This is a genomic window from Micromonospora sp. NBC_01405, from assembly GCF_045040155.1.
In the GTDB taxonomy this organism is placed as follows: domain Bacteria; phylum Actinomycetota; class Actinomycetes; order Mycobacteriales; family Micromonosporaceae; genus Micromonospora.
On the sequence record NZ_CP109532.1, the window covers coordinates 3516912 to 3542089 of the forward strand.

The 25178-nt window shown below is 74.6% G+C and carries 21 protein-coding genes; 13 read left to right on the forward strand and 8 right to left on the reverse strand.

Annotated features, from left to right (window positions below):
- Nucleotides 1-14: 14 nt before the first annotated feature.
- Entirely contained in the window at nt 15-1568 is a 1554-nt protein-coding gene (locus tag OG559_RS15045) for a fused MFS/spermidine synthase (protein ID WP_405116114.1), read from the forward strand.
- A gap of 70 nt (nt 1569-1638) precedes the next feature.
- Nucleotides 1639-3321, forward strand: coding sequence for a protein kinase domain-containing protein (locus OG559_RS15050; RefSeq protein ID WP_405116116.1), 1683 nt, complete (start codon nt 1639-1641; stop codon nt 3319-3321).
- Nucleotides 3322-3362: 41 nt separating this feature from the next.
- Here the strand turns inward: OG559_RS15050 and OG559_RS15055 are convergent, their stop codons facing one another.
- The 3 genes from OG559_RS15055 to OG559_RS15065 form a co-directional block, all read right to left on the reverse strand.
- The gene (locus OG559_RS15055) at nt 3363-3992 is read right to left on the reverse strand and encodes a potassium channel family protein (protein ID WP_405116676.1); all 630 of its coding nucleotides are present in this window, start codon (nt 3990-3992) and stop codon (nt 3363-3365) included.
- 28 nt (nt 3993-4020) lie between these two features.
- Entirely contained in the window at nt 4021-5355 is a 1335-nt protein-coding gene (locus OG559_RS15060; RefSeq protein WP_405116118.1) for a TrkH family potassium uptake protein, read from the reverse strand.
- Between the two features lie 910 nt (nt 5356-6265).
- Entirely contained in the window at nt 6266-6505 is a 240-nt protein-coding gene (locus tag OG559_RS15065; RefSeq protein ID WP_405116120.1) for a GntR family transcriptional regulator, read from the reverse strand.
- Between the two features lie 288 nt (nt 6506-6793).
- Between OG559_RS15065 and OG559_RS15070 the strand changes: the two genes are divergently transcribed.
- The 4 genes from OG559_RS15070 (at nt 6794) to OG559_RS15085 (ending at nt 11132) form a co-directional block, all read left to right on the forward strand.
- Nucleotides 6794-7144, forward strand: coding sequence for a DivIVA domain-containing protein (locus OG559_RS15070; protein WP_405116122.1), 351 nt, complete (start codon nt 6794-6796; stop codon nt 7142-7144).
- Nucleotides 7141-7437 carry a hypothetical protein gene (locus tag OG559_RS15075; protein WP_405116124.1) on the forward strand — a complete coding sequence of 99 codons (297 nt, stop codon included), beginning with the start codon at nt 7141-7143 and terminating at the stop codon, nt 7435-7437. The genes OG559_RS15070 and OG559_RS15075 overlap by 4 nt, the downstream gene beginning before the upstream one ends.
- 135 nt (nt 7438-7572) lie before the next feature.
- Complete coding sequence (locus tag OG559_RS15080) at nt 7573-9771, forward strand: DEAD/DEAH box helicase (protein ID WP_405116126.1); 2199 nt, start codon at nt 7573-7575, stop codon at nt 9769-9771.
- Between the two features lie 320 nt (nt 9772-10091).
- Entirely contained in the window at nt 10092-11132 is a 1041-nt protein-coding gene (locus OG559_RS15085; protein ID WP_405116128.1) for a hypothetical protein, read from the forward strand.
- A 153-nt stretch (nt 11133-11285) separates the two neighbouring features.
- On the opposite strand, the gene OG559_RS15090 is transcribed toward OG559_RS15085, so the two are convergent.
- Complete coding sequence (locus tag OG559_RS15090) at nt 11286-11702, reverse strand: helix-turn-helix domain-containing protein (RefSeq protein WP_405116130.1); 417 nt, start codon at nt 11700-11702, stop codon at nt 11286-11288.
- Nucleotides 11703-11991: 289 nt separating this feature from the next.
- Here OG559_RS15090 and OG559_RS15095 point away from each other — a divergent pair, with 289 nt between their 5' ends.
- A complete protein-coding gene (locus OG559_RS15095; RefSeq protein WP_405116132.1) occupies nt 11992-12444 on the forward strand; it encodes a hypothetical protein in 453 nt (150 codons plus the stop codon).
- 25 nt (nt 12445-12469) lie between these two features.
- Here OG559_RS15095 and OG559_RS15100 read toward each other — a convergent pair whose 3' ends face one another.
- The 4 genes from OG559_RS15100 to OG559_RS15115 all read right to left on the reverse strand — a co-directional run bounded on the left by OG559_RS15100 (nt 12470) and on the right by OG559_RS15115 (nt 17042).
- A complete protein-coding gene (locus OG559_RS15100) occupies nt 12470-13621 on the reverse strand; it encodes a class I SAM-dependent methyltransferase (RefSeq protein ID WP_405116134.1) in 1152 nt (383 codons plus the stop codon).
- Nucleotides 13622-13752: 131 nt separating this feature from the next.
- Nucleotides 13753-15459, reverse strand: a complete 1707-nt coding sequence (locus OG559_RS15105; RefSeq protein ID WP_405116136.1) for a DEAD/DEAH box helicase — start codon at nt 15457-15459, stop codon at nt 13753-13755.
- Between the two features lie 651 nt (nt 15460-16110).
- The gene (locus OG559_RS15110) at nt 16111-16338 is read right to left on the reverse strand and encodes a DUF3107 domain-containing protein (protein WP_387014848.1); all 228 of its coding nucleotides are present in this window, start codon (nt 16336-16338) and stop codon (nt 16111-16113) included.
- A gap of 65 nt (nt 16339-16403) precedes the next feature.
- Nucleotides 16404-17042, reverse strand: coding sequence for a TetR/AcrR family transcriptional regulator (locus OG559_RS15115; RefSeq protein ID WP_396670382.1), 639 nt, complete (start codon nt 17040-17042; stop codon nt 16404-16406).
- A 149-nt stretch (nt 17043-17191) separates the two neighbouring features.
- On the opposite strand from OG559_RS15115, the gene OG559_RS15120 reads away from it, so the two are divergent.
- The 6 genes from OG559_RS15120 to OG559_RS15145 all read left to right on the forward strand — a co-directional run bounded on the left by OG559_RS15120 (nt 17192) and on the right by OG559_RS15145 (nt 25176).
- Nucleotides 17192-20284 (forward strand): hypothetical protein, encoded by a 3093-nt coding sequence (locus OG559_RS15120; RefSeq protein WP_405116138.1) that lies wholly within the window; start codon nt 17192-17194, stop codon nt 20282-20284.
- Between the two features lie 163 nt (nt 20285-20447).
- The gene (locus OG559_RS15125) at nt 20448-21422 is read left to right on the forward strand and encodes an alpha/beta fold hydrolase (RefSeq protein WP_405116140.1); all 975 of its coding nucleotides are present in this window, start codon (nt 20448-20450) and stop codon (nt 21420-21422) included.
- Nucleotides 21423-21529: 107 nt separating this feature from the next.
- Entirely contained in the window at nt 21530-22399 is an 870-nt protein-coding gene (locus OG559_RS15130) for a DUF3152 domain-containing protein (RefSeq protein ID WP_405116142.1), read from the forward strand.
- A 182-nt stretch (nt 22400-22581) separates the two neighbouring features.
- The gene (locus tag OG559_RS15135; protein ID WP_405116144.1) at nt 22582-23409 is read left to right on the forward strand and encodes a DUF3152 domain-containing protein; all 828 of its coding nucleotides are present in this window, start codon (nt 22582-22584) and stop codon (nt 23407-23409) included.
- 108 nt (nt 23410-23517) lie between these two features.
- Nucleotides 23518-24699 carry an adenylyltransferase/sulfurtransferase MoeZ gene (gene moeZ, locus OG559_RS15140; protein WP_405116677.1) on the forward strand — a complete coding sequence of 394 codons (1182 nt, stop codon included), beginning with the start codon at nt 23518-23520 and terminating at the stop codon, nt 24697-24699.
- Nucleotides 24700-24858: 159 nt separating this feature from the next.
- The gene (locus tag OG559_RS15145; protein ID WP_405116146.1) at nt 24859-25176 is read left to right on the forward strand and encodes a hypothetical protein; all 318 of its coding nucleotides are present in this window, start codon (nt 24859-24861) and stop codon (nt 25174-25176) included.
- Nucleotides 25177-25178: the final 2 nt, after the last annotated feature.

Genomic DNA, 25178 nt, shown 5'->3' on the forward strand with positions numbered 1-25178 from the left:
GTACCATCGCGACGGTGAGCAGCTCATCCTCCGACGTCGCGGTGGACTCGGCGCGGCCCGCGCCGCCCGCCGGCCGCGCCCTGCCCAACGGTCTCGCCGCGTTCCTGGTCTTCCTCTCCAGCGGCGCGGTGCTGGTGCTGGAGACCGTCTCGCTGCGCCTGGTCGGCCCGTACGTGGGGGTCACCCTCCAGGTCACCAGCTCCGTCATCGGCATCGCGCTGGCCGCGATCGCGTACGGGGCGTGGACCGGCGGCTGGCTGGCCGACCGGCGGGACCCGCGCACCCTGATCGCCCCGGCGCTGGTGCTCGCCGGCATCGCCACCGCGATCACCCTCCCGGTCGTCCGGTACGCCGGCGAGCTGCTGCGCGGCGGGGCGGCCAGCGCCGTCCTGCTGCTCACCGCGCTCGCCGTGTTCGTGCCGGCGGCGCTGCTCTCGGCGGTCACCCCGCTGGTGGTCAAGCTCCAGCTCGCCGACCTGCGGCGCACCGGTCAGGTGGTCGGCCGGCTCTCCGGCATCGGCACCCTCGGCGGCATCACGGCCACCCTGTCGACCGGGTTCGTGCTGGTGGCCGCGCTGCCGAGCACCGCGATCGTGCTCGCCCTGGCGGTGCTGCTCGGCGTGACCGGGCTGGGCCTGGGGGCGCACCTGCACCGGCTGGGGCGTGCCGGGCTGCCCGGTCCAGGCCGGGCGAAGGTCGCGGCGGCGGTGCTGGGGCTGGTCGGGGCGGGGCTGACCACGGTCGCCCCGAACCCGTGCGACGTGGAGACGGCGTATCACTGCGCGTCGGTACAGACCGATCCGGATCGCCCGTCCGGGCGGACGCTGCTGCTCAACTCCGCCCAGCACTCGTACGTCGACCTGAACGACCCGACCCATCTGAAGTACGCGTACACGCAGTGGATCGGCGCGGCGGCCGACGTGGCCGCGCCGGCCGGGCAGCGGCTCGACGCCCTGCACCTGGGCGGCGGCGGGTTCACCGTGCCGCGCTACCTGAGTGCCACCCGGCCCGGCACCGGCAACCTGGTCTTCGAGATCGACGGCGGCCTGGTCGAGCTGGACCGCGAGAAGCTCGGCGTACGCCCCGGCCCGGACCTGCGCACCGAGATCGGCGACGCCCGGGTGCTGGTCGGCCGGGAGGCCGCCGACAGCCGTGACCTAGTGGTCGGCGACGCCTTCGGGCACCTCGTGGTGCCCTGGCACCTGGCCACCCGGGAGATGGCCGACGAGGTCAACCGGGTGCTGCGCCCGGGCGGGATCTACGTGCAGAACGTCATCGACTACCCGCCCGGCCGGTTCGTCCGCAGCGAGCTGGCCACCGTCGCCGCCGCGTTCCGGCACGTCGCCCTGGTCGCCCCGCCCGACGCGGTCGCCGGGCTGGTGGGGTCCAACTTCCTCATCGTCGCCTCCGACGCGCCGCTGCCGCTGGCCCCGCTGCAACAGCGGGTGTCCGGGCTGCCCGAGCCGGCGGGCGTGCTCTCCGGCGAGGTGCTGGACGCGTTCGTCGGCGACGCGCTGGTACTCACAGACGACTACGCCCCGGTGGACCAACTGCTCGCGACCGCCTGATCGGGTGATTAGTCGACCGATTCTGGCCGCCGGGGGTTAGGAATGGCCAGGTCGGGCAAAAACTCCGACCATGGGTGGAGCGGTCCGTAACGGCGCACAGCTGCTCGGTGAGCGATACCGGCTGATCGAGCAGCTCGGCGCGGGCGGCATGTCCGTCGTGTGGCGGGGGTACGACGAGGTGCTGGGCCGGCAGGTGGCGGTGAAGGTGCTCGCCTCCCGGCTGGCCAGCGACCGGGCGTTCCGGCACCGGATCCGGATCGAGGCGCAGGCCGCCGCGCGGCTCTGCCACCCCAACATCACGGGAGTCTACGACTACGGCGAGTCCGAGCAGGTCGGGCTGACCGTGCCGTACGTCGTCATGGAGCTGATCGACGGCGGCCCGCTGAGCGCCCGGCTCGGCCGGGGCGGGACGCTGCCCTGGCGGGAGGCGGTGACGATCGGCGCGGAGGTCTCCTCGGCGCTGGCCACCGCGCACGCCCGGGGCGTGGTGCACCGGGACGTGACCCCGGGCAACGTCATGCTCACCCCGACCGGGGTGAAGGTGGTCGACTTCGGCATCTCGGCGCTGGCCGGGGAGAGCGAGAAGGGGCCGGACGGCACCCTGCTCGGCACCCCCGCGTACCTGGCGCCGGAGCGGCTGGACAACGGCCAGGTCTCCCCGGCCACCGACGTGTACGCCGTCGGCCTGCTGCTGTACCGGATGCTCACCGGCCGGCTGCCCTGGCAGGCGAGCACCACCACCCAGATGCTCCGCGCGCACCTGTACGCCGAACCGGAGCCGATGCCCGAGGTGCCCGGCCTGCCCGACGAGGTGGCCGAGCTGGTGCGCCGCTGCCTGGCCAAGAGCCCCGCGGACCGCCCGGCCACCGCCGAGGTGGCCCGCACGCTCGCCGAGGCGGCCGGGATGCTGGCCGCGGTGCCCGTGTCGCCGGCCCCCGGGTCGGCCGACGGGACGCAGCTCGACCCGGCCGTGCTGGCCAACGCCGGCACCACGATCCTGCCCTGGTCGACCGACACCGACGCGCTGCCGTTCTCCGGGCGTACCCGCAGCCGCCGGGCCGCCACCCGGCGGCGCAGGGTCGAGGCGGGGGTGGCGGCGGCGGGCCTGGTCGCGGTGACCGCGACGATCTGGGGAGTGACCTCCCGCAGCCCGGCCAGCGGCGGCGTGGACCAGCCCACCGAGGCCCGGATGGGGCTGACCGGGCAGCCCCCATGCGCCGTCGACTACGCGCTGCGCAAGGACTCCGGCAAGGACTTCTCGGCCGAGCTGACCCTGACCAACAGCGGCGACCGCGAGCTGCGCGACTGGACGATGAGCTTCACCTTCCCCGGCCAGCAGACGGTGACGAAGGCCGACCCGGCCGTCCGGCAGCAGGGCCGCACCGTCGAGGTCCGGCCCGCCGCGACGCAGGCCGCGCTGGCCCCCGGCGCGGCCCGCAAGATCGCCCTCACCGGCCGGTACACCGGCGCGAACCCCCTGCCGGTGGAGTTCCGCCTCGGGGACACCGCCTGCCGGGTGCAGGTCTCCGGGGTGGCCGGGTCGCTGCCGACCACCGTGCCGACCACCAAGACCCCGGCGAAGCTCACCAAGCAGAAGGCGACGGTCGCGAAGGCCGGCTCGGGGTCTTCGGGCTCCTCGGCCGGGGGCGGCTCCGGTGGCGGATCCAAGGCCAAGGCCGAGAAGCCCGCGAAGCCCGCGAAGCCCGCCAAACCCGGCAAGGCCAAGGGGGCGGACAAGGGAAAAGGGCAGTGACCACGGGGAAGGGGGCCGGTAAGGGCAAGGGCAAGTGATCGTCAGGTCAGTGAGGCGAAGCGCTGCACCTGGGCGATGCTCCCCTCCACGACCAGCACGCTGCCTGCGGTGAGCACGGTGGCCGGGTCCGCGTACCGGAACCGCTCACCGGGCAGCTTCGCGCCGACCACCATCACCCCGTAGCGGTCCGCCGGGGCCAGCTCGCGCAGTGGCCGCCCGACCAGGGTGTCCGGCACCCGGACCTTGGCGATGGCGAAGTCGTCGCCGAACTCGATGAAGTCCAGCATCTTGCTGACGATGAGGTGCGCCACCCGCTCACCGGTCTCCGCCTCCGGGAAGATCACGTGATGGGCGCCGACCGAGGCGAGGATCTTGGCGTGCTTGTCCGAGGTCGCCCGGGCCCAGATCTGCGGCACGCCCAGCTCGGTCAGCGCGAGGACGGTCAGCACGCTGGCCTCCACCGAGGCGCCGATCGCCACCACCACCCGCCGGAAGTTGGTCACCCCTAGCTGGCGCAGCGCCCCCTCCTCGGTGGCGTCCGCCTCCACCACCCGGTCCAGGTACTGGGACCACCTCTGCACCTGACCGGCACCGCGGTCGATGGCGAGCACGTCGTGGTCGAGCTGGGTCAGCGACGTGGCCAGGTGGCAGCCGAACCGCCCGAGCCCGATCACCGCGATACCTCTGTCGTCCGTGTTCCTAACCGACAATGGGTTGCTCCTCCGGGTAGCGGTACAGGCGCCGTCGGGTGTTCAACGCGATCGCGGACCCGAGGGTGAGCGGGCCGACCCGACCGACGTACATCAGCAGGGTCAGGACGAGCTGCCCCGGGTCGGCGACGGTCGATGCGACGCCCGTGGACAGGCCGGTGGTGCTGAACGCCGACGTCACCTCCAGCAGCGCCCGGTGGTAGGGCAGTCCCTCTGTCAGCAGCAGCAGGACGACCGTGCCGCCGACCACGAGCGCGACGCTGAGCAGCGCCACGGTCAGCGCCTGCCGCAGGCTCGCCGTGGACACCCGGCGGTGGCCCACCGTGACGTCCGGCTCACCGCGCAGCTCGGCCCAGATGGCGAAGCCGAGCAGGAAGAACGTGGAGACCTTGATCCCGCCGGCGGTGCTGGCGCTGCCGCCGCCGATGAACATCAGAGCGATCAGCAGCGGAACGCTCTCCTCGTCCAGGCCCGCGGTGTCGAGGGTGGCGAACCCGCCGGTGCGGAGCATCGCGTCCTGGGTGAAGACGGCCAGCACCTTGCCGGGTACGTCGTACGTGCCGATGGTGCGCGGGTCGGACCACTCGGCCGCCAGCAGGCCGACGAAGCCGACCGCCAGCAGCACCGCGCTGCCCCAGACGGTGAGCTTGGTGGCGATCGCCCAGTGACCCGGGCGGCGCCACTGGCGGGTCGCCTCGAACAGCGCGGGGAAGCCCAGCCCGCCGACGATCGTGCCGAGCGCGATCGGCAGGCAGATCCATGGGTCCCGGGCGAAACCGATCAGGCTGTCGGAGAAGAGCGCGAACCCGCCGTTGTTGAACCCCTGCACGGCGTGGAAGAGGCCGTACCAGAGCGCCCGGCCGGGCGGGTAGTCGTAGCCGAGCCAGAACCGGCCGGCGAGGACGGCGGTCATCACCGCCTCGCAGGCGCCGACGGTGGCGGCGATGCGCAGCAGCAGCCGGCGTACGTCGCCGACGCCGAACTCCGCGGTCTCGGCCTGCACCAGCAGCCGGTTACGCAGCCCGAGCTGCCGGGCGACCACCAGGATCACCAGGGTCGCGCCGGTCAGGATGCCGAGCCCGCCGACCTGGGTCAGCACGGTGATCATCACCAACCCGAACCCGTTCCAGTAGTCCGGGGTGTCGACCACGGTCAGGCCGGTGACGGAGACCGCCGAGGCGGAGGTGAAGAGCGCCGTGGTGAACGGGGTGTAGCGGGCTTCGCTGGTCGCGGCCGGCAGCATCAGCAACCCGGTGCCGAGCAGGATCACCGCCAGGAACCCGAACGGCACCAACCGGACGGGATGACGGAGAAACCGGCGCACCAGCCAATCCTCCGTTTACGGCCCGTCGTCGGTGCCGAAACGGGCCAACTGCCGGCCGAGCGCCGCAGCGGCTGGCGGTACAGGCACCGGCCCCTGCACATCCCGCTTCATAACGCTGTTCTGCTCAGATCCGAAGCGGTCCGCGATTCTCCGCACAGCCTGCGGGCGATGGAAGGACTGATACGACACCCACCTACGGAACCTGAAGGGACAGCGGTGATGGCGAAAACTGGCAGACGTACGTGCCCACGCCAACCTCGACGAAGTCAAGGTCGCCGAGCACCGCGACCGCATGAACAGTGAGATCCGCCCGCCCGCCTGGCTGAGGTGCGGCAGCGCCAGACCCAGGTCGCTGAACGTCGCGCTGGCTAGGGTCCCCCCCACACATGGACCCCGGGCCCGCATACCGCTCGCCACGACCGCACCCCGCCACCCCGCCACCCCGCCACGACCGCACCCCGCCGCCCCGCCGCCCCGCCCGCCCGGAGATCTTGGAAGGAAACGGCCCCTCCAGGGGCCGTTTCCTTCCAAGATCTCCGGGGATCCTGAAGAATGGAACGGAGTTCCCGAAATTGGACGGTTCGCCGGTGGGGGTCGGCAGGGTTGGGGCGGGCCGGCGGTGGGGCGGCGGTGGGGCGGGGCTCGCGAGGCGCGGGGCAGAATGGGCAGCCAGACTGCCGCCGCAGCGGGGCGCGACCGGATCGAGCGGCCCGGCCGGGACCGGCGACGGCGGGACCGGCGGGCGACTCCTCGGCGGCCGCACCTGGGATGAGATGCCGGCACCCCGCTCGCTCGTGACGGGGGAGCCGTGCGGAGGCGACTTCTCCTCCACTGCGGACGTCGAAGCAGTGTCTTTCAGGCGTTTCCGGTTCCGAGTCGGTTCGGCGTCAGCCTGAAGCGGGTGCGCGGGCTACAAGGCGGACTGGCCGGGACGGTCGGCGACATAGGTCCCGCGACCGGACTGCCCAATGATGAGGTTGCGGTCGTGCAACAGCGAGAGCGCACGGTAGACCGTGCCGGTGCTGACGTCGTGGATCTTTGCCAGCTCGCTGGTCGAGGGCAGCTTGTCGCCCGGCTTGAGTTCACCGGTTCGGATCTTGTCGGCGATCTCGTCGACGATGCGGCGGAATGACGGCTGTGCTGTGGGCATGGTGAGGACTCCGGTCGGTTCGGCAGTCCGATCATGCCCGACCTGCACTAGCAACTGCAATAAGTGCTGGCGACACGACTCTTCGGAGTCGACTTGCTGTAGCTGCTGTAGTAGGTTTCTGGCTGTCCGGCTCCGGTTGGTTCGGCAAACCCCGGGGCGGACGCCCAGGTTGGCTCCGGGGTCGTACCGCCGAGGAGGGCTGCGGTCGCGGGGCCGGCGGTCCGGTCCGCATCCCCTGTCTGCGGACCGGACCGCCTTCCACCGTGCGGCTCGACGAGAGGAGTGACCGTGCGCAATCTGCTGAATCTGGTCCGGTCCGCAACCAGGAGAAGAGACGTGAACCGGCGGGGCTGGCAGGCCCGGTCGCCGAACGCCGGCTGGTACCGGCCGGAGTCGATCCGACCGTTGACCGCCGGGCAGGTCCGGGACCGGCGGTTCGCCACGGTGCGGCGCGGCCTGGACCCGGCGGAGGTGCACGCGTTCCTCGACCTGGTGGCCGGCGAACTGGCCGCCACCCGCCGCGAGTTGGCTCACACGACCGAGGAGAACGCCCGGATCAAACGCACGCTGCGCAGTTGGCACTCGCGCTTCGCGCCGCCGGCCGGGTCCGGCCCGCGCCGGGACGGTGGCCGGTGGTGAGCCGGGAGCGCTTCGTGGTGCACCTGCCGGTGCTCGCCGCCGACCTCGATGCCGCCCGCGGGTTCGCCCGCGTGATCACCCGGGCGCTCGCCTTCCTGGCCGACGTGGACCGGGCGGAGACGACGGTCTCCGAGGAGGACGCCCAGCACGTACGCCACCGGATCTTCTGCGACCGGCTGCTCGACGGCCGCCGACGCTGCCCGCTGCGGGCGCACCACGACGGCGAGTGCCGCCCGCCTGGCGGGCCGGGCGGTGACACACCCGGGCGGGACGGGCGGTGCCCGCGCCGGTGATCAAGGACTTTGCGTCAGGTCCAGCCCGGATCGTGACCGAAACCTCTTGATCAACGCGGCGGCGGGCGGCGCGGCCGGTGGTTAAGCGGCGGCGGGCAATGCGGGGGTGGGAGGGGGCGCTGGTAGACATGTCGGATGAGTCAGGAGCGGGCGGGGATGCGGGAGCGGGCCGAGGCAGTGCTGCGCCGGCTGGCCGGGGAGCACGCCCGGCTGCGGGAGGACCAGTGGCGGGCCATCGAGGCGCTGGTGATCGACCGGCGTCGGGTGCTCTGCGTGCAGCGCACCGGGTGGGGCAAGTCGGCGGTCTACTTCGTGGCGACCGCGCTGCTGCGGGAGCGCCCCGCCGATGCCGAGGCCCCCGCCAGCACCGATGCCGAGGCCCACGCCGGGCCGACCGTGATCGTGTCGCCGCTCCTGGCGCTCATGCGTAACCAGGTCGAGGCGGCGGCCCGGGCCGGCATCCGGGCCCGCACCATCAACTCCGCCAACCTGGAAGAGTGGGACCAGATCACCGCCGAGATTCACGACGGCACGGTCGACGTCCTGCTGATCAGCCCGGAGCGGCTCAACAACCCGGACTTCCGGGACACCGTGCTGCCGAAGCTGGCCGCGACGACCGGCCTGCTGGTGGTCGACGAGGCGCACTGCGTCTCCGACTGGGGGCACGACTTCCGTCCCGACTACCGGCGGCTGCGCACGTTCCTCAGCAACCTGCCCGAGCGCACGCCGGTGCTCGCCACCACGGCCACCGCCAACGCCCGGGTCACCGCCGACGTCGCCGAACAGCTCGGCACCGAACTGGCCGGCGGGGAGCAGACCGCCGAGCGCCCCGACGTGCTGGTGCTGCGCGGCACCCTGGACCGGGAGTCGCTGCGGCTGGGCGTGCTGGACCTGCCCAGCCCGGCGCACCGGATCGGTTGGCTCGCCGACCACCTGGACCGGCTCCCCGGGTCGGGGATCATCTACACGCTGACCGTGGCGGCGGCTGGCGAGACGGCGGAGTTCCTCCGCTCGCGGGGATACCCGGTGGCCTCGTACACGGGGCAGACCGAGGACGCCGACCGGCGGGCCGCCGAGCAGGACCTGCTCGACAACAAGATCAAGGCGCTCGTCGCCACGAGCGCGCTGGGCATGGGCTTCGACAAGCCCGACCTCGGCTTCGTGGTGCACCTCGGCGCCCCGCCGTCGCCGATCGCCTACTACCAGCAGGTCGGCCGCGCCGGCCGCGCCGTCGAGCACGCCGAGGTGCTGCTGCTGCCCGGCGTCGAGGATGCCGCCATCTGGCGGTACTTCGCCTCGCTCGCGTTCCCGCCGGAGGAACAGGTCCGGGCCGTGCTGGCCGCCCTGCACACCGACCGCCCGTTGTCCACGCAGGCCCTGGAGCCGGTCGTCGACCTGCGCCGGGCCCGCCTGGAGCTGATGCTCAAGGTGCTCGACGTGGACGGCGCGGTGCGCCGGGTGCGCGGCGGCTGGCTCGCCACCGGGGAGCCCTGGGCCTACGACGAGGCCCGGTTGCGCCGCGTCGCCCAGGCCCGCACCGCCGAGCAGCAGGCCATGCGCGAGTACGCGACCACACCCGGCTGCCGGATGCGGTACCTGCGCGAGTGCCTGGACGACGTCGGGGCGGGCGACTGCGGCCGGTGCGACCGGTGCGCGGGGCCGCTGTTCACGCCCGAGGTGTCCGGGCCGGCGCAGGGCGCCGCGCAGGCGTACCTCGGGCGGCCCGGGGTGGAGATCGCGCCGAAGAAGCTGTGGCCGACCGGGCTGGACGCGGTGGGCGTACCGCTGAAGGGCCGGATTCCCCCGGCGGAGCAGGCGCTGCCGGGGCGGGCCGTGGGGCGGCTGTCCGACCTGGGCTGGGGCGGTCGGCTGCGCGAGCTGGTCGGGCCCGACGCGGCGGACGGGCCGGTCCCCGACGACGTGGCCGGCGCGGTGGTCGAGGTGTTGAAGGCGTGGGCGCACGGCGACGACCCGTGGCCGCGCCGCCCGGTCGGCGTGGTCGCGGTCGGCTCCCGGCGGCGGCCCGCGCTGGTCGGCTCGCTCGCCGAGCGGATCGCCGCGGTGGGCCGGCTGCCGCTGCTCGGCCAGGTGGTCCCCGCCGGGTCCGCCGGCCCGGACGGGCCGCGCGGCAACAGCGCCCAGCGGGTACGCGTCCTGCACGACGCTTTCGCGGTGCCGGACGAACTGGCCGGCGTGCTCGCCGGGCTGGACGGCCCGGTGCTGCTCGTCGACGACCTGGTGGACACGGGCTGGACCCTGACCATGGTGACCCGGCTGCTGCGCCGGGCCGGCGCGCCCGACGTGCTGCCCCTCGCCCTGGCCGTCGCCGGCTGACGGAAGCGTGACCCTTGGCTGCCGCTGGGCGGCTGACGGAAGCGTGACCCCTGGCTGCCGCTGGGCGGCGCTGCTCGGTTCCTGGCCGGGCCGGCGGACGCGCTCGGTCCCTGGTCCCTGGCCGTCGCCGGCCGGCGCTGCTCGGGTCCCGGCCGGCGGCCCTCGGGCGGAGGCGGCGGGGTTCCCGCGTCGGGAGGCAGCCAGGGCGGCGACCCGGATGCGATCGGGACGGAAAGTTCCCTGGCGGGGCGGATTGCGACCGGTGCCACGCCGCGCGGTCGTTGGCCGGCCGGTGGGGGACCCGGCGGTACCGTGGGGCCATGACCGATCAGCGACCAGGCCCGGCCGAGGTGCCCGCGTCGCCGGTCTCAGCGGCCGGGGGCGGCGTGCCGAATGCGGCCGGGGGCGGCGTGCCGGAGGCGCCCGGGGGCGGCGTGCCGGAGGCGGCCGGGGCGCTGGTGGACCGGGGCACGCTGCGGCTTGCGCTGGTGGTGGGCGGGCTGATCCTCGCGGTGCTGCTCGGCTTCGGACTCGGGCGGCTCAATCCGGCGCCCGCCGACGCGACCGGGCGGACCTCGACGGCCGCCACGGATCACCCCCACTCGCCCGGCACCGGGGCCCACGAACACGGCACCGACACCGACACCGGCGGAGCGACCGAGGTCGGCGGCCTCGCGGTCGGCTCCGGTGGCTGGACCCTGACCCCGCTGTCCGCCGGCCTCGCCGCCGGGCGGCCGGGCGAGTTCCGGTTCCAGGTCCGGGACGTCCAGGGCCGGCCGGTGACCCGTTTCGCGGTCGTGCACGACAAGCCGATGCACCTGATCGTGGTACGCCGGGACCTCAGCGGCTACCAGCACCTGCACCCGACGATGGGTGCCGACGGCACCTGGTCGGTCCCGCTGACCCTGCCGCAGGCCGGGGCGTGGCGGGTGTACGCGGACTTCACCCTCGTCACCGACGACGGCGGGCAGAGCGCCCGCGTCCTCGGCGTCGACCTCGCCGTCCCCGGCGACCACACGCCCCGGCCGTTGCCCGAGCCGACCCGCACCGCCACCGTGGACGAGTTCACGGTGAGCTGGTCCGGTGAGCCCCGGATCGGCGCGACCCGGCCGCTCCGGTTCGTGGTCCGTGCCGGTGACGCCACCCCGACGCTGGAGCGCTACCTGGGCGCGTACGGGCATCTGGTGGCCCTGCGCGAGGGGGACCTGGGCTACCTGCACGTGCACCCGGAGTCGGGGCCGGCCGCGGACGGGGTCACCTTCCAGCTGGCCGTGCCGGGGCCGGGGCGTTACCGCCTGTACTTCGACTTCCAGGTGGCCGGCGAGGTGCGGACCGCCGAGTTCACCCTCACGGCGCCCTGACCGTCGGCGTCACCCCGGGCAGCCGGCGCGACCGACGAACCGCCTTCGCGTGCCGCTCGACCGGCGCGACCGACGCCGCCCTCAGGGGCGCCGCTCGACCGATGACCGCCCTCAGGGGCGCCGCTCGACCGATGACCGGCTTAGTGGTGCCGATCAACCGGCGCGGCGGACGGGACGGCGGGCCAGGTAACGCAGCAGGTCGCGGATGTGGTGCTTCTCCTCGGCCGGCACCGCCGGGTCGGCCAGCCGCTGGAGGATGACCCGCACGTCGGCCTCGACCGGCCCCTCGTCCCCGCGCTGGCGCGGGGCAGGGCCCGCGTCGGGCAGGCCGAGGGCCCGGAAGGCCGCCGCCACAGGCAGGTCGAGGGCCCCGCAGAAGCCGCGTACCTTCGCCAGCTCGGGATAGTCGTGCCAGTCGCCGGCCAGCCAGCGGAAGACGGTGGAACGGCCGACCCCGGTGTGCCCCGCGAGATCGCTGACGGTCCAGCCGCGCTCTTCCCGAGCGTCGTCGATGGCCCGCCGCACGAATCGTGCGAAGGCCATCTGCGGCGAAACCTCTGACGCGGCCATCCCTGCGGGGTCTTCCTTCCCGGCTGGAGCACCGGACGGTGCCCTTTCGAGCGTAGTACCCCCGACGGGGGAAGCAAGCCGCCGCCCGCCCCTTGATCGTCGTCCGCGCCGCCGCCCCCGGATGACCTGCGAAGATCGCTCATGTTCTCTTGGTGGCCGTGCGGGGGCCGGTTTCCGGCGGTCGGCATCGCGACTGTCGGTGCTTGTCGAACGTCAACTAAGCTCGATGCTCGTCCACCTACCGTCCGCGGTCGCCCGTCCCCCACCGGCCGCGTCGATGAGGAGCAGCATGGCCGATCCGAGCCGTCCCCCGCCCTACCGTCCGGGTGCGGTCAGCCTCTTCTTCGTGGCCAAGGCAGGCGTCTTCGCCGCGGGCTTCTGGGTCTGGCTCCTGGTCCTCGTGCTCGGCGGCGACCAGGCCGACGGAGCCCACGTCCTGGCCGCCGCCGGCGCGGTCACCACGACGCTCGTCGGTGTGGTGCTCGGTGCCCGGATGGCGCTGCAACGCAACGCGGCCGTGCGGCACGCCGAGCTCAAGCGGCTGCTGGTCGACATCTCCTGGAACGCGTTCGCCGCCGCCGGCAACGCCGAGACCCCGGGCAAGGTGGTGCCCTTCCCGACGGTGTCGTCCGACGGCGAGCGCCTCGGCCGGGGAACCGGGCACCGGGTGTCGGTGTTCGACCGCAGCTCCACCAACGAACGGACGCCGGACCGGGACGGCAACGGCGAACGTCGCCGCTGACGGGCCGTCGGCGCCCTCGGCCGGGTCAACCCTCCCGGGCGGCGAGCAGCGTCTCCAGGCGCGGGGTGACCTGCCACTGGTCGAGCAGGGCGCGGTACTCCGCCCGCTGTCCGGAGTCGGCCGCGGCACCGACCCGGCGGGCCCGGATCAGCAGGTTGCGGGGGGTGTGCCGGGAGTCGACGAACTCCACCACCTCGGTCCGGTACCCGTGCAGCCGCAACAGTGCGGCCCGCAGCGAGTCGGTCAGCACGTCCGCGAAGCGCTCGCGCAGGATTGCCTGCCGGGTCAGCAGCTCGTACGGGGACGGGGCCGGCCGGGCGCGCAGCTGGGCGGCGAGGTCGTGGTGGCAGCACGGCGCGGCGAGCACCCACCGGGCGTCCCACCGCACGGCGCGGGCCAGCGCCTCGTCGGTGGCGGTGTCGCAGGCGTGCAGCGCCAGCACCAGGTCGGGCGCGGGCTCGACGACCGCGTCGGCGATCGTGCCGGCCACGAAGCTCACCCGGTCGGCCCAGCCCAGCCGCTCGGCCAGCTCGGTGTTGCGCCGCCGCTGGTCCTCCCGCACGTCGACGCCGACCAGCCGCACGTCCAGCCCCCGCTGGGAGAGGTAGCGGTACGCGGCGAAGGTCAGGTACGCGTTGCCGCACCCCAGGTCGACCACCCGCAGCGGGCCGGTGAGGTCGTCCGGCAGGGTGGCGGCCAGCGCCCGCAGGAACGCGTCCACCTGTCGGCGCTTCGCCGCCGAGCCGCCGATCTCGGCGAAGATCTCGTCGCCCGGATCGAGCAGCCACTCCTTGGCCCGGTCATGGCCGCCCGGCTCCGGTGCGGGACGTGTGGCGGCGACCCGGTGCACCTGCGCCTCACCGGACTTGGTCACCCGGAGTTGGAGCGTCACGTCGGCGGTCTCCACGTGCCAGTTGCCGAACGGCTCGGCCAGCAGGGCGTCCACCGCCGCGCCGGCCTCCGTCCCGGGCGCGACGTTGCGGGTGTAGGGGCGGGCCCCGTCGGAGGTGGCGATCTGCAACCGGGGGCCGGCCTTGAGGGCGACCGGGCGCAGTTCGGCGCGGACCATCGAGGGGCGGTGCCCGCGACGGCGGCCGGCGGCGACCGCCCGGGTCAGCGAGGGGTCGAGCAGCAGCGCCCGGACCTCGGTCAGGGCTGCGTCCAGCGGTTGGGGCATCTCTCCATCTTCCTCGTCGCACTACCTGCCCCGTCGAGCGGCCGGCCCCGTCGAAGGGTGGGCCGGCCGGAACGGGACATCCCCCGCTCCGGGCGGGCCGGTGCGGGGGATGTCGACGTCTGGAACGTGGGTCAGTCGGCGGTCGCCTCGGCAGGCGTACCCGTGCCGGAGCCACCCCGACGGCGCCGGCGGCGGCGCGGCTTGCCCGGCTCCCCGTCGGCGGCGGCGGCCGTGGCCGGCTCGGTGCCGGCCGGCTCGACGAAGATCACCGCAGTCGGCTCGCCGGCCACCACCTCGCCGGCCCGGCGGCGACGCCGACGACGCGCGGTCCGGGTGCTCTCCTCGGCGGCCTGGTCGACCGGGGCCTCGGCGGCATCCGGCTCGGCGGCCGGACCGGAACGGCCCTGGCGGCGCTCGCCACGCCCGCGGCCCTCGTCGCGGCCGCGTGCCTCGTCGCGCCCGCGGCCCTCGCCCCGTCGGGAGCCACGGCTGCCACCGGCGCTCTCACCGCGCCGGGGCCGTCCGCCGAGGTCCTCCTCGACCTCGGCCGACAGCCCGGCCCGGGTCCGCTCCGCCGTCGGCAGCGTGCCGGTGATGTCGGGGGAGATGTCCAGGTCGGTGTAGAGGTGCGCCGAGGTGTGGTACGTCTCCGGCGGCTCCGGCATGTCCAGCCCGAGCGTCTTGTCGATGATCCGCCAGCGGGGCATGTCGTCCCAGTCGACGAAGGTCACCGCGACGCCGGTGGCGCCGGCCCGTCCGGTACGACCGATCCGGTGGGTGTAGGTGTCCTGGTCTTCGGGGCAGTCGTAGTTGATGACGTGGGTGACGCCGCTGACGTCCAGCCCTCGGGCGGCCACGTCGGTCGCGACCAGGATGTCGATCTTGCCGGCCCGGAACGCGCGCAGCGCCCGCTCCCGAGCTCCCTGGCCCAGGTCACCGTGTACGGCGGCCACGGCGAAGCCGCGGAAGTCGAGGTCCTCGGCGACCCGGTCGGCGGCCCGCTTGGTGCGGGTGAAGATCATGGTGAGGCCGCGCCCCTCCGCCTGGAGGATCCGAGCCACGATCTCGAGCTTGTTCATCGAGTGGGTGCGGTAGACCAGCTGCTCGGTCTGCGGCGACGGGCCGGTCTCGGCGGTGTGCCCGGCGTGGATCGTCATCGGGCGGCGCAGGAACCGCCGGGACAGGGTGACGATCGGGTCCGGCATGGTGGCCGAGAAGAGCATCGTCTGCCGGTCCTCCGGCAGCATCGCGAGGATCTTCTCGACGTCGTCGAGGAAACCCAGGTCGAGCATGCGGTCGGCCTCGTCGAGGACCAGCGCACGCACCCGGTCGAGCCGCAGGTGCTTCTGCTTCTGCAGGTCCATCAGGCGGCCGGGGGTGCCGACCAGGATCTCCACGCCCTTGCGCAGGGCGTCGATCTGCGGCTCGTACGCCACCCCGCCGTAGATCGGCAGCACCCGGACGCCCCGGGTCCGGCCGGCGGCGGCGAGGTCTTTGGCGACCTGGATGCCCAGCTCGCGGGTGGGGACGACGACCAGCGCCTGCGGCACGCCGTCGCTACCCTCAGCGGGGGCGAAGACCCGCTCCAGCAGCGGCACGCCGAAGCCGAGGGTCTTGCCGGTGCCCGTCGGCGCCTGGCCGATCATGTCGACGCCGCGCAACGCGATCGGGATCGCGTACTCCTGGATGGCGAAGGCGCGGATGATGCCGGCCGCGGCCAGCGCCTCGACGGTTTCCGGCCGAGCGCCGAGCTCGGCGAACGTGGGGGCCTCCGGGCGGACCGGGGCGGTCGGGGCCAGCTCGTGGCCGCCTGTGAGATCGAGAATCTGCTCGCTCATATGGATTTGGGGGTGCCCTCTCGTGGTGCGCCCCTCATGTCCTCAGGGCGCGGTCGGTAGTTGCGCGGGCCACACGGTCGGGGGCGGAAATCGCCGAGCCGGACCGGGCCGCACGCGCGCCGTGGGCAGTACTACGGATCAGACCGAACCTCGGTCAGATCGGCGCCCTCGGCAACTGCTCAATACTACCTGAGCCGCCGCTGCGTCGTCCCTGTTCAGGGGTGTGGCCCGACATTCGGGGGTGCCAAGTGTGACCTGGGCCACAGATTGCCTTCCGCCCGCCCGGTCACCCGGGGCGATTTCGGGCACCCGCAGCCCAGGAAGGGGCGGTCGCGAGCCGAAGGGCTGGCTGGAGGCGGTGACCAAGAAGGCGTACGCGGGCGACGCGGTCAGCGATTTGACGGGCGACGCGGTCAGCGACGACTCCTCCGGGGGATCGCGGGCTATCCCCGGTCGGGCGGGATCGCGGCTCTCCCCGGTCGGGCGGTGTCGCCGCGGCGGACCGGGGCGCGCTCACCGCGCTGGTCGCGCGGGGGAGGCAGGGGCGCTACCACCAGCGGACCGCACGACGGCGTCCGTGGCCGGACCGCACGACGGCGTCCGTGGCGGACGGTGCACGCGTGCCGCACCCCGCCACGGACGCCGGACGGATCAGCGGACGGTGAAGCCGACCGACCGCGGCGACGCCTCGGCGATCTCGACGTAGGCCACCTTGCCGATCGGCACGATGACCCGCCGGCCCTTCTCGTCGGTCAGGGAGAGCGTGCCCTCGCTCTTGGCCATGGCGTCGGTCACGATCTGCTCGATCTCGGCCGGCGACTGCGCGCTCTCCAGAACCAGCTCGCGCGGCGCGTACTGCACGCCGATCTTGACCTCCACGGTGCCTCCTCAACTGGGGCGAAAAAGCCGCCGTGGGAAGGCTATCCGATCTCGCGGCCGGATGTTCAGGCTGACTCACCCTGCAGCGGGAAGCTGGCGATGCCCCGCCAGGACAGCGCGGCCACGAGCGCCTCGGCCTCCGCCTTGGGCACCTGCCGACCATCGGCGAGCCAGAACTGCGCCGCCGTCTCCGCCGCGCCGACCAGCCCCGAGGCGAGCAGTTTGGCGTGCGCCCGACTGACCCCGGTGTCGGAGATGATCGTGTCGGTTATCGCCGCGATGCAGCCCTGCTCCACCCGTTCCACCCGTTGCCGTACGGCCGGGTCGTTGCGCAGGTCGGACTCGAAGACCAGACGGAACGCCTCGCTCTCGTGGTCGATGAAGTCGAAGTAGGCGCGCACCGACGCGCTGACCCGCTCCTTGTTGTCGTTGGTGCCGCGCATGGCGTCGTGCACCTTGGCCAAGATCGCGTCGCAGTGCGTGTCCAGCAGCGCCAGGTAGAGCTCCATCTTGCCTGGGAAGTGCTGGTAGAGCACCGGCTTCGAGACCCCCGCCCGCTCGGCGATGTCGTCCATCGCGGCGGCGTGGTAGCCCTGCGCGACGAACACCTCCTGCGCCGCCGCGAGCAGCTGCTTGCGCCGCGCCGAGCGAGGCAGGCGCGTGGGCCGGCCGGCGGTCTGGGCACCGTTCCCCACAGCCGTCATGGGAACCTCCGAAACTGTTCGTACGAGCCGGCACTTATCGCCCGAACCGGTCGGGGTTTGTGAACCCCTCGCGGAATTGGCCCGCCGCTGTAACTTATCGCCACTGTCACCACACGGTAGCCTCAGCAGGGGCGACCAAGGAGCGCGCGGTGACTGAAACAGGGCAACCCGGTGCCGCCACCCCGGGAGAGCACGGCGACGGGACGGGTCAGCAGGATGACCTGGCCCGTTCCTCCAGCGGATGGGCGCCCCCGGTGACCGGCTGGTCCACCGGCGGCGAGGAGTCGCCGAGCCCCTGGCGCCGGTCCGAGCCCGTCTCCGGCTGGGGCGCCTCGTCACCGCGTCACGGCGACCTTCCGGCACCGCTGCCCGGCCTGCCCCCCGAGCCGGGGCCGCAGGCCCGGGTCAACGGCCATTCGCACGTCAACGGGGCGACCCACGTCGGGGAGGAGTCGCCGGTGGGCCGCCAGGCGCCGGTCAGCGCGCCGCCGTTGGGCGGGGAGCCCGGCCGGAGCGGCGGCGACCGGCTGGCCGTCCCCGCGCAGCGCCCCGCCCCGGCGCTGGAACGGTCGGCCGGCCCGCAGCACGGGGGTGAGGCGGACGCCGCATCCCGGCACGCCTCCGAGGACGCTCCGGCGGCCCCTACCGGCCGCTGGTCGGACGTGAGCGCCCCGTCGTCCGTACCGCCCGCCGTGCAGGTGCCGCCGCCCGGCACGGCCGCCTCCGGCTTCGAGGTGCCATCCGGGCTGCACGCCCCCGTCCCGGATCGTTCCGTCCCCGAGCCGAGCGCGTCCGCCGGAGCGCCGTCCGACTGGGCCGACCGTCCGTCCGACTGGGCCGACCGCTTCCCGCCCGACGTCGACCCGCGCGGCCACCCGCAGGCAGACCCGTCCGGCGCCGACCAAGTGATCCGCCTGTCCGGGGCGGCACAGGGCGGTCGTCCGACGGCCGAGCAGGGGCCGGCGCAGGTCGCCGATCCGCCCGGCGGGGGCGGCCCGCCCGCCGCCGGCCACGCCGCCCTGTCGCCCGCCGCCGACCGTGCCGGCTACTTGCCGGCCGCCGTCGACCGCCCGGGTGTCGATGACCGCCCGGCCCTGGGCGACCGCCCGGGTGTCGACGACCACCCGGCCCTGGGCGACCGCCCGGGTGTCGACGACCGCCGAGCCGCGTGGGAGCGAGCCGGCGAGCGCGCGGCGACCCCCGAGCCGGGTTGGGCCGGCCCCGACTGGAACCGGCCGAGCTGGGGCGGCAGCTGGGCGCCGCCGTGGCCCCGCGAACAGGGCGGTGGCCCCGGCCGTCGGTCCCGCGAGGAGGAGGACCCGGCCGCCCGCCGTGCCCGTGGGGAGGAGGATGCCGCCGGTCGTCGGTCCCGTGGGGACGAGGACCCGGCCGCCCGCCGGTCCCGCGAGGAGGAGAGCGAACCGGCCGGTCGCCGGTCCCGCGAGGACCGGGCCGTCGACTGGGCCCCGGACCAGAGCCGCGGCCACCAGCCCGAGGTGGCTCGCCCTTACGTTGCGGAGCCGGGTCGCCCCCACGCTGGGGAGCCGGGCCACCCGTACGCGGCCGAGCCGGGCCGCCCCCACGCTGCGGAGCCGGGCCGCCCCCACACGGCCGAGCCGGCCCGGCCGTACGAGCCGGCCTGGGCCGAACCCGCCCGGCCCTACCTGCCGCCGCGCCCCGAGGCCGGCCCGCCGTACGAGTTCCCCCGGCCCGAGCCTGGTCCCGGGTACGAGTCGGCTGTCCGGCCGGCACCTGACCAGGTCGAGCGCCCCGCCTGGGCCGGTGGGCGTCCCGCCTCCGCCCCACCAGCCCCACCCGGGCCGTCCGCGCCCGGGCACGACGCCGCTGCCGTGGAATCCGCCGAGTTGCGCGCGGCCCGGCCGTTCCGGCTACGTCCTGTCCCCGATGACACCCTGCCCGCCGAGGCCCCCGGCCAACCGCCGGCCCCCACCAGCGCCGGACCCGCCGCCGTGCCCGCCACGAGCGGGATCGGACGGCTCATCCGGACCCCCGCCGCGCCCGTCCCGACGAGCGCACCCCCGTACGCGGCCCGCCGATCCGCACCCGACCCGGGATCCCCGGCCACTCCGGTCGACGAGGACCGGCAGCCGGACCGCACCTCGGCGGTGTTGCCGCAGCGCGTCCCCGCCGAGCCGGACGTGCCCGTCGTGCCGGAGCCGCCAGCCGTGGAGCCACCTGCCGAAACCCCGGAACTCGCCCGCATCGCCACCCATCTGCGCAGGGACGACGAGCCCGCGCCGCCGCAGGAACGGCCCGAGGGGTTTGACGTCAACGCGATCCTCGACGCCGTCCGGGGGGTCGCCGGGGTGCGGGACGCTGCGCTGCGCCATACCCCGGCCGGGGCGCACAGCCTCCGCCTCGACCTCGCCGACGGCGCTGACCCGGCCGAGGTGAGCCGGCACGTCGCCCGCCTGCTCCAGGAGCGGATGGGGCTGGCCGCCGCGCCGCAGAACGTCCCGGGGATCCCCAACACCCCGCCGCCCCCGCCGGTGCGGCGCCGCTCGGCGGACCCGCTGCCCGACGCCCGGGTCCCCGACGCCCGGGGTGTCGGGTCGCGAGTGCCCGAGGGCCGCGCGCCGGCCGAGGCCCCGCCGTACCGGGTCGACCGTCGACCCGAGCCGGCGGGTGAGCCGCCGCGCCGTCGCCGCCAGCCGACCGGGCATCGTGGCCGGGCCGTCGTGGAGGAGCCGGGCCAGGTGGCGACGGCCGGTGCCGCGACCGGCAGCCCGGCGACGCTCGGCGCCTCGTACTCGGGCGGTCAGATGACCACGACGGAGACCGCGCCGTCGCGACCGCTGGACACCGGCGGCGTGCCGGGCCCCCGGGTGGTGATCGACCACGTCCAGGTCAGCACGTTCGGCCTCGACGCCACCGTCGAGGTCCGGCTCTTCGCCGGTACGGAGAGCGCGGCGGGGCACGCCACCGGGCCCGCCGTGGACGGCTACGTGCTGCGGCTCTGCGCGGTCGCCGCCGCGGCGGCGGTCGACAAGCTGCTGCGCGGCGGGGAGCAGGACGCCGACCAGGGGCGGTGCTTCGTCGAGCACGCGGCGGTGGTGCCGTTCGGCAACTGCGAGGTGGCCACGGTCGTGGTGCTGCTGGTCTGCGACGGCTGGGTCGAGCAGCTCGCCGGGTCGGCGCTGGTCGCCGGCGATCCACGGCAGGCCGTGGTCCGGGCGACCCTGGCGGCGGTCAACCGGCGGCTCGAGGCGCTGCTGGCCTGACCGGTCACCCGGCTGCCGGCCGGCAGGCGGCTGCGGCGGCGGGATGAAGTCTGCGGCGGGACGAAGTCCGTGGCGGAACGAAGGCTGCGGCGGGACGAAGGTTGGGGTGCGGCGCACACCCCGGTCCGCTGCCGTCGGGTGCCGGGCCGGGCAGAATTGAGCCATGAAACGCGCCGCCCTCGGGCCGGACCACCTCCTACCCGGGCATGAGGCCCCGCCGCCGTGGCCCGGCCGGGAGGTGCGCCTCGACGGCTCGGTCACCTACGTCCGGGACACCCCGCCCACCGCCCCCGGCGCGGAGCCGGCGCTCTACGTGCACGGCCTCGGCGGTTCGTCGCAGAACTGGACCGACCTGGCCGGGCTCCTCGCCGACCGCCTCGACGGCCAGGCGATCGACCTGCCCGGGTTCGGGCGCAGCGAGCCGGGGCGTCAGTACACGATCCCCGCCTTCGCCGACCGGTTGGTCCGCCTGATCGAGCACGCCGGCCGAGGGCCGGTGCATCTGCTCGGCAACTCGCTGGGCGGGGCGATCTCGGTGCGGGTCGCGGCGCTGCGCCCCGATCTGGTGCGCACCCTGACGCTGGTCTCCCCGGCGTTGCCCTTCCTCGACTTCCGTCGGTCGTTGCAGGGCCGGATGCTGCCGGTGCTGGCCGTCCCCCGGGGGGAACGCCTCGTCGGCTGGCAGTTGGCCCGGGTGGCCCCCGAGGCGATGGAGCAGCAGATGATGGAGTCCTCCGTGGCCGACCTGAGCCGGATCAGCGAGCAGCGTCGGCGGGAGGCGCTGGAGGAGATCCGGGCGCGCCACCACGTCGAGCACCACGCCGCCGCGTACGTGCGCACCTTCCGAGGGCTGGTGTCCAGCTTCCTGCGCTCGTACCTGCGGGGGTCGGAGTCGCTGTGGCGGATGGCTGCGGCGGTGCCCGCGCCGACGCTGGTGATCGGCGGCTCCCACGACCGGCTGGTCGACGTGCGGGTTGCGCCACAGGCCGCCCGGGTGATCCCGGACAGCCGGCTGCTGATGCTCGACGGGGTGGGGCACGTGGCCCAGATGGAGGTGCCCCGCACGGTGGCCCGGGCGGTGCTCGGCCTCCTCACCGAAACGGAGGACACCGCGGCCCGCCGCGACATGGCAGGCTGACCGGGATGCCCCGATTCCTCTCCCGCCGGGCTCCTCGCACGAGCCTCCCGGCGGCTCTCCTCGCACGCCCCGCCGGTCGCCGGTGGCGGACGGTTCTTTCCCTGGTCATGCTCGCCGTGTGCGTGTTGGCCGGGCTGGCTGGACTGGCCGGGCGGCCGTCGGCCGGCCAGGTGGGGCGGTCCGCGGCGGGGGTGGCGGAGGCGGCCCTGGGCCAGCCCGCGCCGCCGCCCCTGACGGCCGCCCCGGCCGACTCCTCCCGCCCGGTCGGCCCCTCCGGCCCGGCCGGCCTGTTCGGCCCGGCCGTCGCGTCTTCCGGGCCGGTGTCCCCCCACCCGGCCGCGCCGCCCTTCGACGGTTCCGCGTCGCCGGTGCTGCGGCTGCCCGGCCCGGTGCCGTCGGCCGGCCGGGGCGGTTTCCGGTACGACGACCGGGCCGGCGAGGTGCTCGGCACGTCCGGTCGGCTGCGCCGCTACCGGGTGGCGGTGGAGCCGGAGACGGGCGAGGACGCGCGGGCGTTCGGCGCGGCGGTGCAGGAGGCGCTGGCCGGGCCGGGGAGCTGGGTGGACGGCGGCCGGCTGCGGTTGCAGCGGGTGCCGGGCGGGGCCCGGCACGACTTCACGGTCCACCTGGCCACGGCGCGCACCGCGGGACGGATGTGCGCGGCGGGTGGCGTCGACATCCGGGTGGGCGGCCGGCCGTACACCTCCTGCCGGGCGTCCGGAAAGGTGATCATCAACCTGGACCGGTGGCGGAGTTCGGTGCCGCACTTCGTGTCGGCCGGCGTGCCGCTGTCGGTCTACCGGACGTACGTGGTGAACCACGAGGTCGGGCACGAGCTCGGACACCACCACGAGCGCTGCCCGAAGCCGGGCCGGCCCGCGCCGGTGATGATGCAGCAGACCCTGTTCCTGCGGGGGTGCGTGGCCAACCCGTGGCCGTACCTGGCCGGTCGCCGGCATTCCGGCCCGCCGCTCTGACCCGGCCCGCCGCTCTGACCCGGCCCGCCGCTCTGACCCGGCCCGCCGCTCTGACCCGGGCGGCCGTCGACCGGGCGCGGGCCGGCTCCCCGGGCGGCACGTGAGGCTGGCAATGCGAGGGCCTTTCATGGCGGCTGTGGTAAATGCCCGGAAATGCCCGGCTGGTCTGGCAGGCTGGTGGCATGACTTCGGCGTCCCCTTCCGGGCCGCTCCGCCCCTCCCGTCCGTGTCCTGACGGGCGCCCGGCGCGGCGGCTCCGCCCGCGTACGCTGCTCGGCGGCCTCGCCGGACTGGTGGCGCTCGTCGCGGCGGCGACCCTGGTCCTCGGCGGCAGACCGCCGGCCGGCCCCGCCGGCACCGGCGAAAGGTGGGCCCTGCCCGGCGGCGGCGTGGGCGACCAGGGCGCTCCGGCCGACCCGGCCGCGCCGCTCGGCTGGCCGAGCAGTGGCCCCGGCCGGTTCGCCGCGGCGGCGGGCCAGACCCCGGTTCGGGGCGCGGACGGCCCGGTGCGCCGCTACCGGGTGCTCGTCGAGCAGGGCACCGGCCAGGACGCGGACGCCTTCGCGGCCACCGTCGACGAGGTGCTCGGCGACCCGCGGAGCTGGATCGCCTCCGGAGAACTGCGGGTGCAGCGGGTGGCCGAGGCGGCCGACGCCGACTTCACCGTCTACCTGGCCACCCCGGTCACCTCCGAGCGGATGTGCGCGCTCGGCGGGTTGAGCACCGAGCGGTACACCTCCTGCCGGCTCCCCGGCCAGGTGATCATCAATTTGGCCCGTTGGATGGAGGCGGTCCCGGACTACGGCGCGCCGCTGGCGGTCTACCGCAGCTACGTGGTCAACCACGAGGTCGGGCACGAGTTCGGCGAGCTGCACGAGGCCTGCCCCGGGCCCGGCGAGGCCGCTCCGGTGATGCAGCAGCAGACGTACGGCCTGGACGGCTGCGTCGCCAACGCCTGGCCCTACCTCGACGGGGACCGGTACGCCGGTGAGCTGATTCCGGGCGTCTGAAGATATTCCCGCTCCCGCATGTCGGGCGACGTGGCCCTGCTCATGGCCGAAGCCGCCGCGGCGAGCAACAATGGCGCGGTTCCCACCGCCGATCCCGGGGAGTCCACCGTGCCGTTGCCCCCGCTCGTCGAGCCCGCCGCCGAGCTGACCGTTGACGAGATCCGTCGCTACTCCCGCCACCTGATCATTCCCGACGTCGGGGTCGAGGGGCAGAAGCGACTGAAGAACGCCCGGGTGCTCTGCGTGGGCGCCGGCGGCCTAGGCTCGCCGGCCCTGATGTACCTGGCCGCCGCGGGCGTCGGGACGCTCGGCATCATCGACTTCGACACCGTCGACGAGTCGAACCTCCAGCGGCAGATCATCCACGGCGTCTCCGACATCGGCCGGTCCAAGGCCGAGTCCGCCGCCGCGTCGATCCGCGAGATCAACCCGCTGGTCAGCGTGGAGATCCACAACACCGCGCTGGACCGGGACAACGTCCGCGAGATCTTCTCCGCTTACGACCTGATCGTCGACGGCACCGACAACTTCGCCACCCGGTACCTGGTCAACGACGCGGCGGTGCTGCTCGGAAAGCCGTACGTCTGGGGGTCGATCTACCGCTTCGACGGCCAGGCGTCGGTGTTCTGGGCCGAGCACGGGCCCTGCTACCGCTGCCTCTACCCGGAGCCCCCGCCGCCCGGCATGGTCCCGTCCTGCGCCGAGGGCGGCGTGCTCGGCGTGCTCTGCGCGTCGGTCGGCTCGATCCAGGTCAACGAGGCGATCAAGCTGCTCGCCGGGATCGGGGAGCCGCTGGTCGGCCGGCTGATGGTCTACGACGCCCTGGAGATGGAGTACCGCAAGATCAAGGTCCGGAAGGACCCGAACTGCGTGCTCTGCGGCGAGAACCCGACGGTCACCGACCTGCTGGAGGACTACGAGGACTTCTGCGGCGCGGTCTCCGAGGAGGCCCAGGAGGCGATCGTCGACGCCACCATCACCGCCGCCGAGCTCAAGGAGTGGCAGGACGCCGGCAAGGACATCTTCCTGGTCGACGTCCGCGAGCCGGCCGAGTACGAGATCGTCCGGATCCCCGGCTCGACGCTGATCCCCAAGGGCGAGATCATCTCCGGCGAGGCGCTGGTGAAGCTGCCGCAGGACAAGCAGGTCGTGCTGCACTGCAAGTCCGGCGTCCGGTCCGCCGAGGCGCTCGCCGCGCTCAAGGCGGCCGGCTTCCGCGACGCGGTGCACGTCCAGGGCGGCGTGCTGTCCTGGATCAAGCAGATCGATCCCTCGCTCCCCGCGTACTGAGCCTGGCGCAGGGGCCCCTTCCGGACGGAAGGGGCCCTTGCCATTCCTGTCGCTCGGCCGACCGTCCGAGGCGGAAGCGCGTTTGCGTCGGTAGCGTGGCTACCGTGGTCGACTTGGACGCCGCGATCGGCTTCGTGCACACCACCCTGGCGGCTATCCGTGCCTGCCGCTGACCCGCCTGCCACCCACGGCGGGAGCTTCCGGCGGTTCGTCGGCCGGCACGGCGGCCTGCTCATGTCCGTGGTGTTCGCGGTGCTCGCCGTCGTCCTGCTGGTGGTCTGGCGGACCTGGGACGTGGAGCTGCTGGAGTACGCCTGGTTCCAGATACTGGTCTTCCTGGTGGTCGCCGCTCCGCTGGTGGCGCTGCGGTTCTGGGGCGAGGGCGCGCTGCCGCCGGCCGGGGGTACGCCGGGCCGGCGACGCCCCCGCGGCCAGCGCGAGAAGCCCCGCCGGTCGGGTCGCCGTCGCCGCCGCTGACC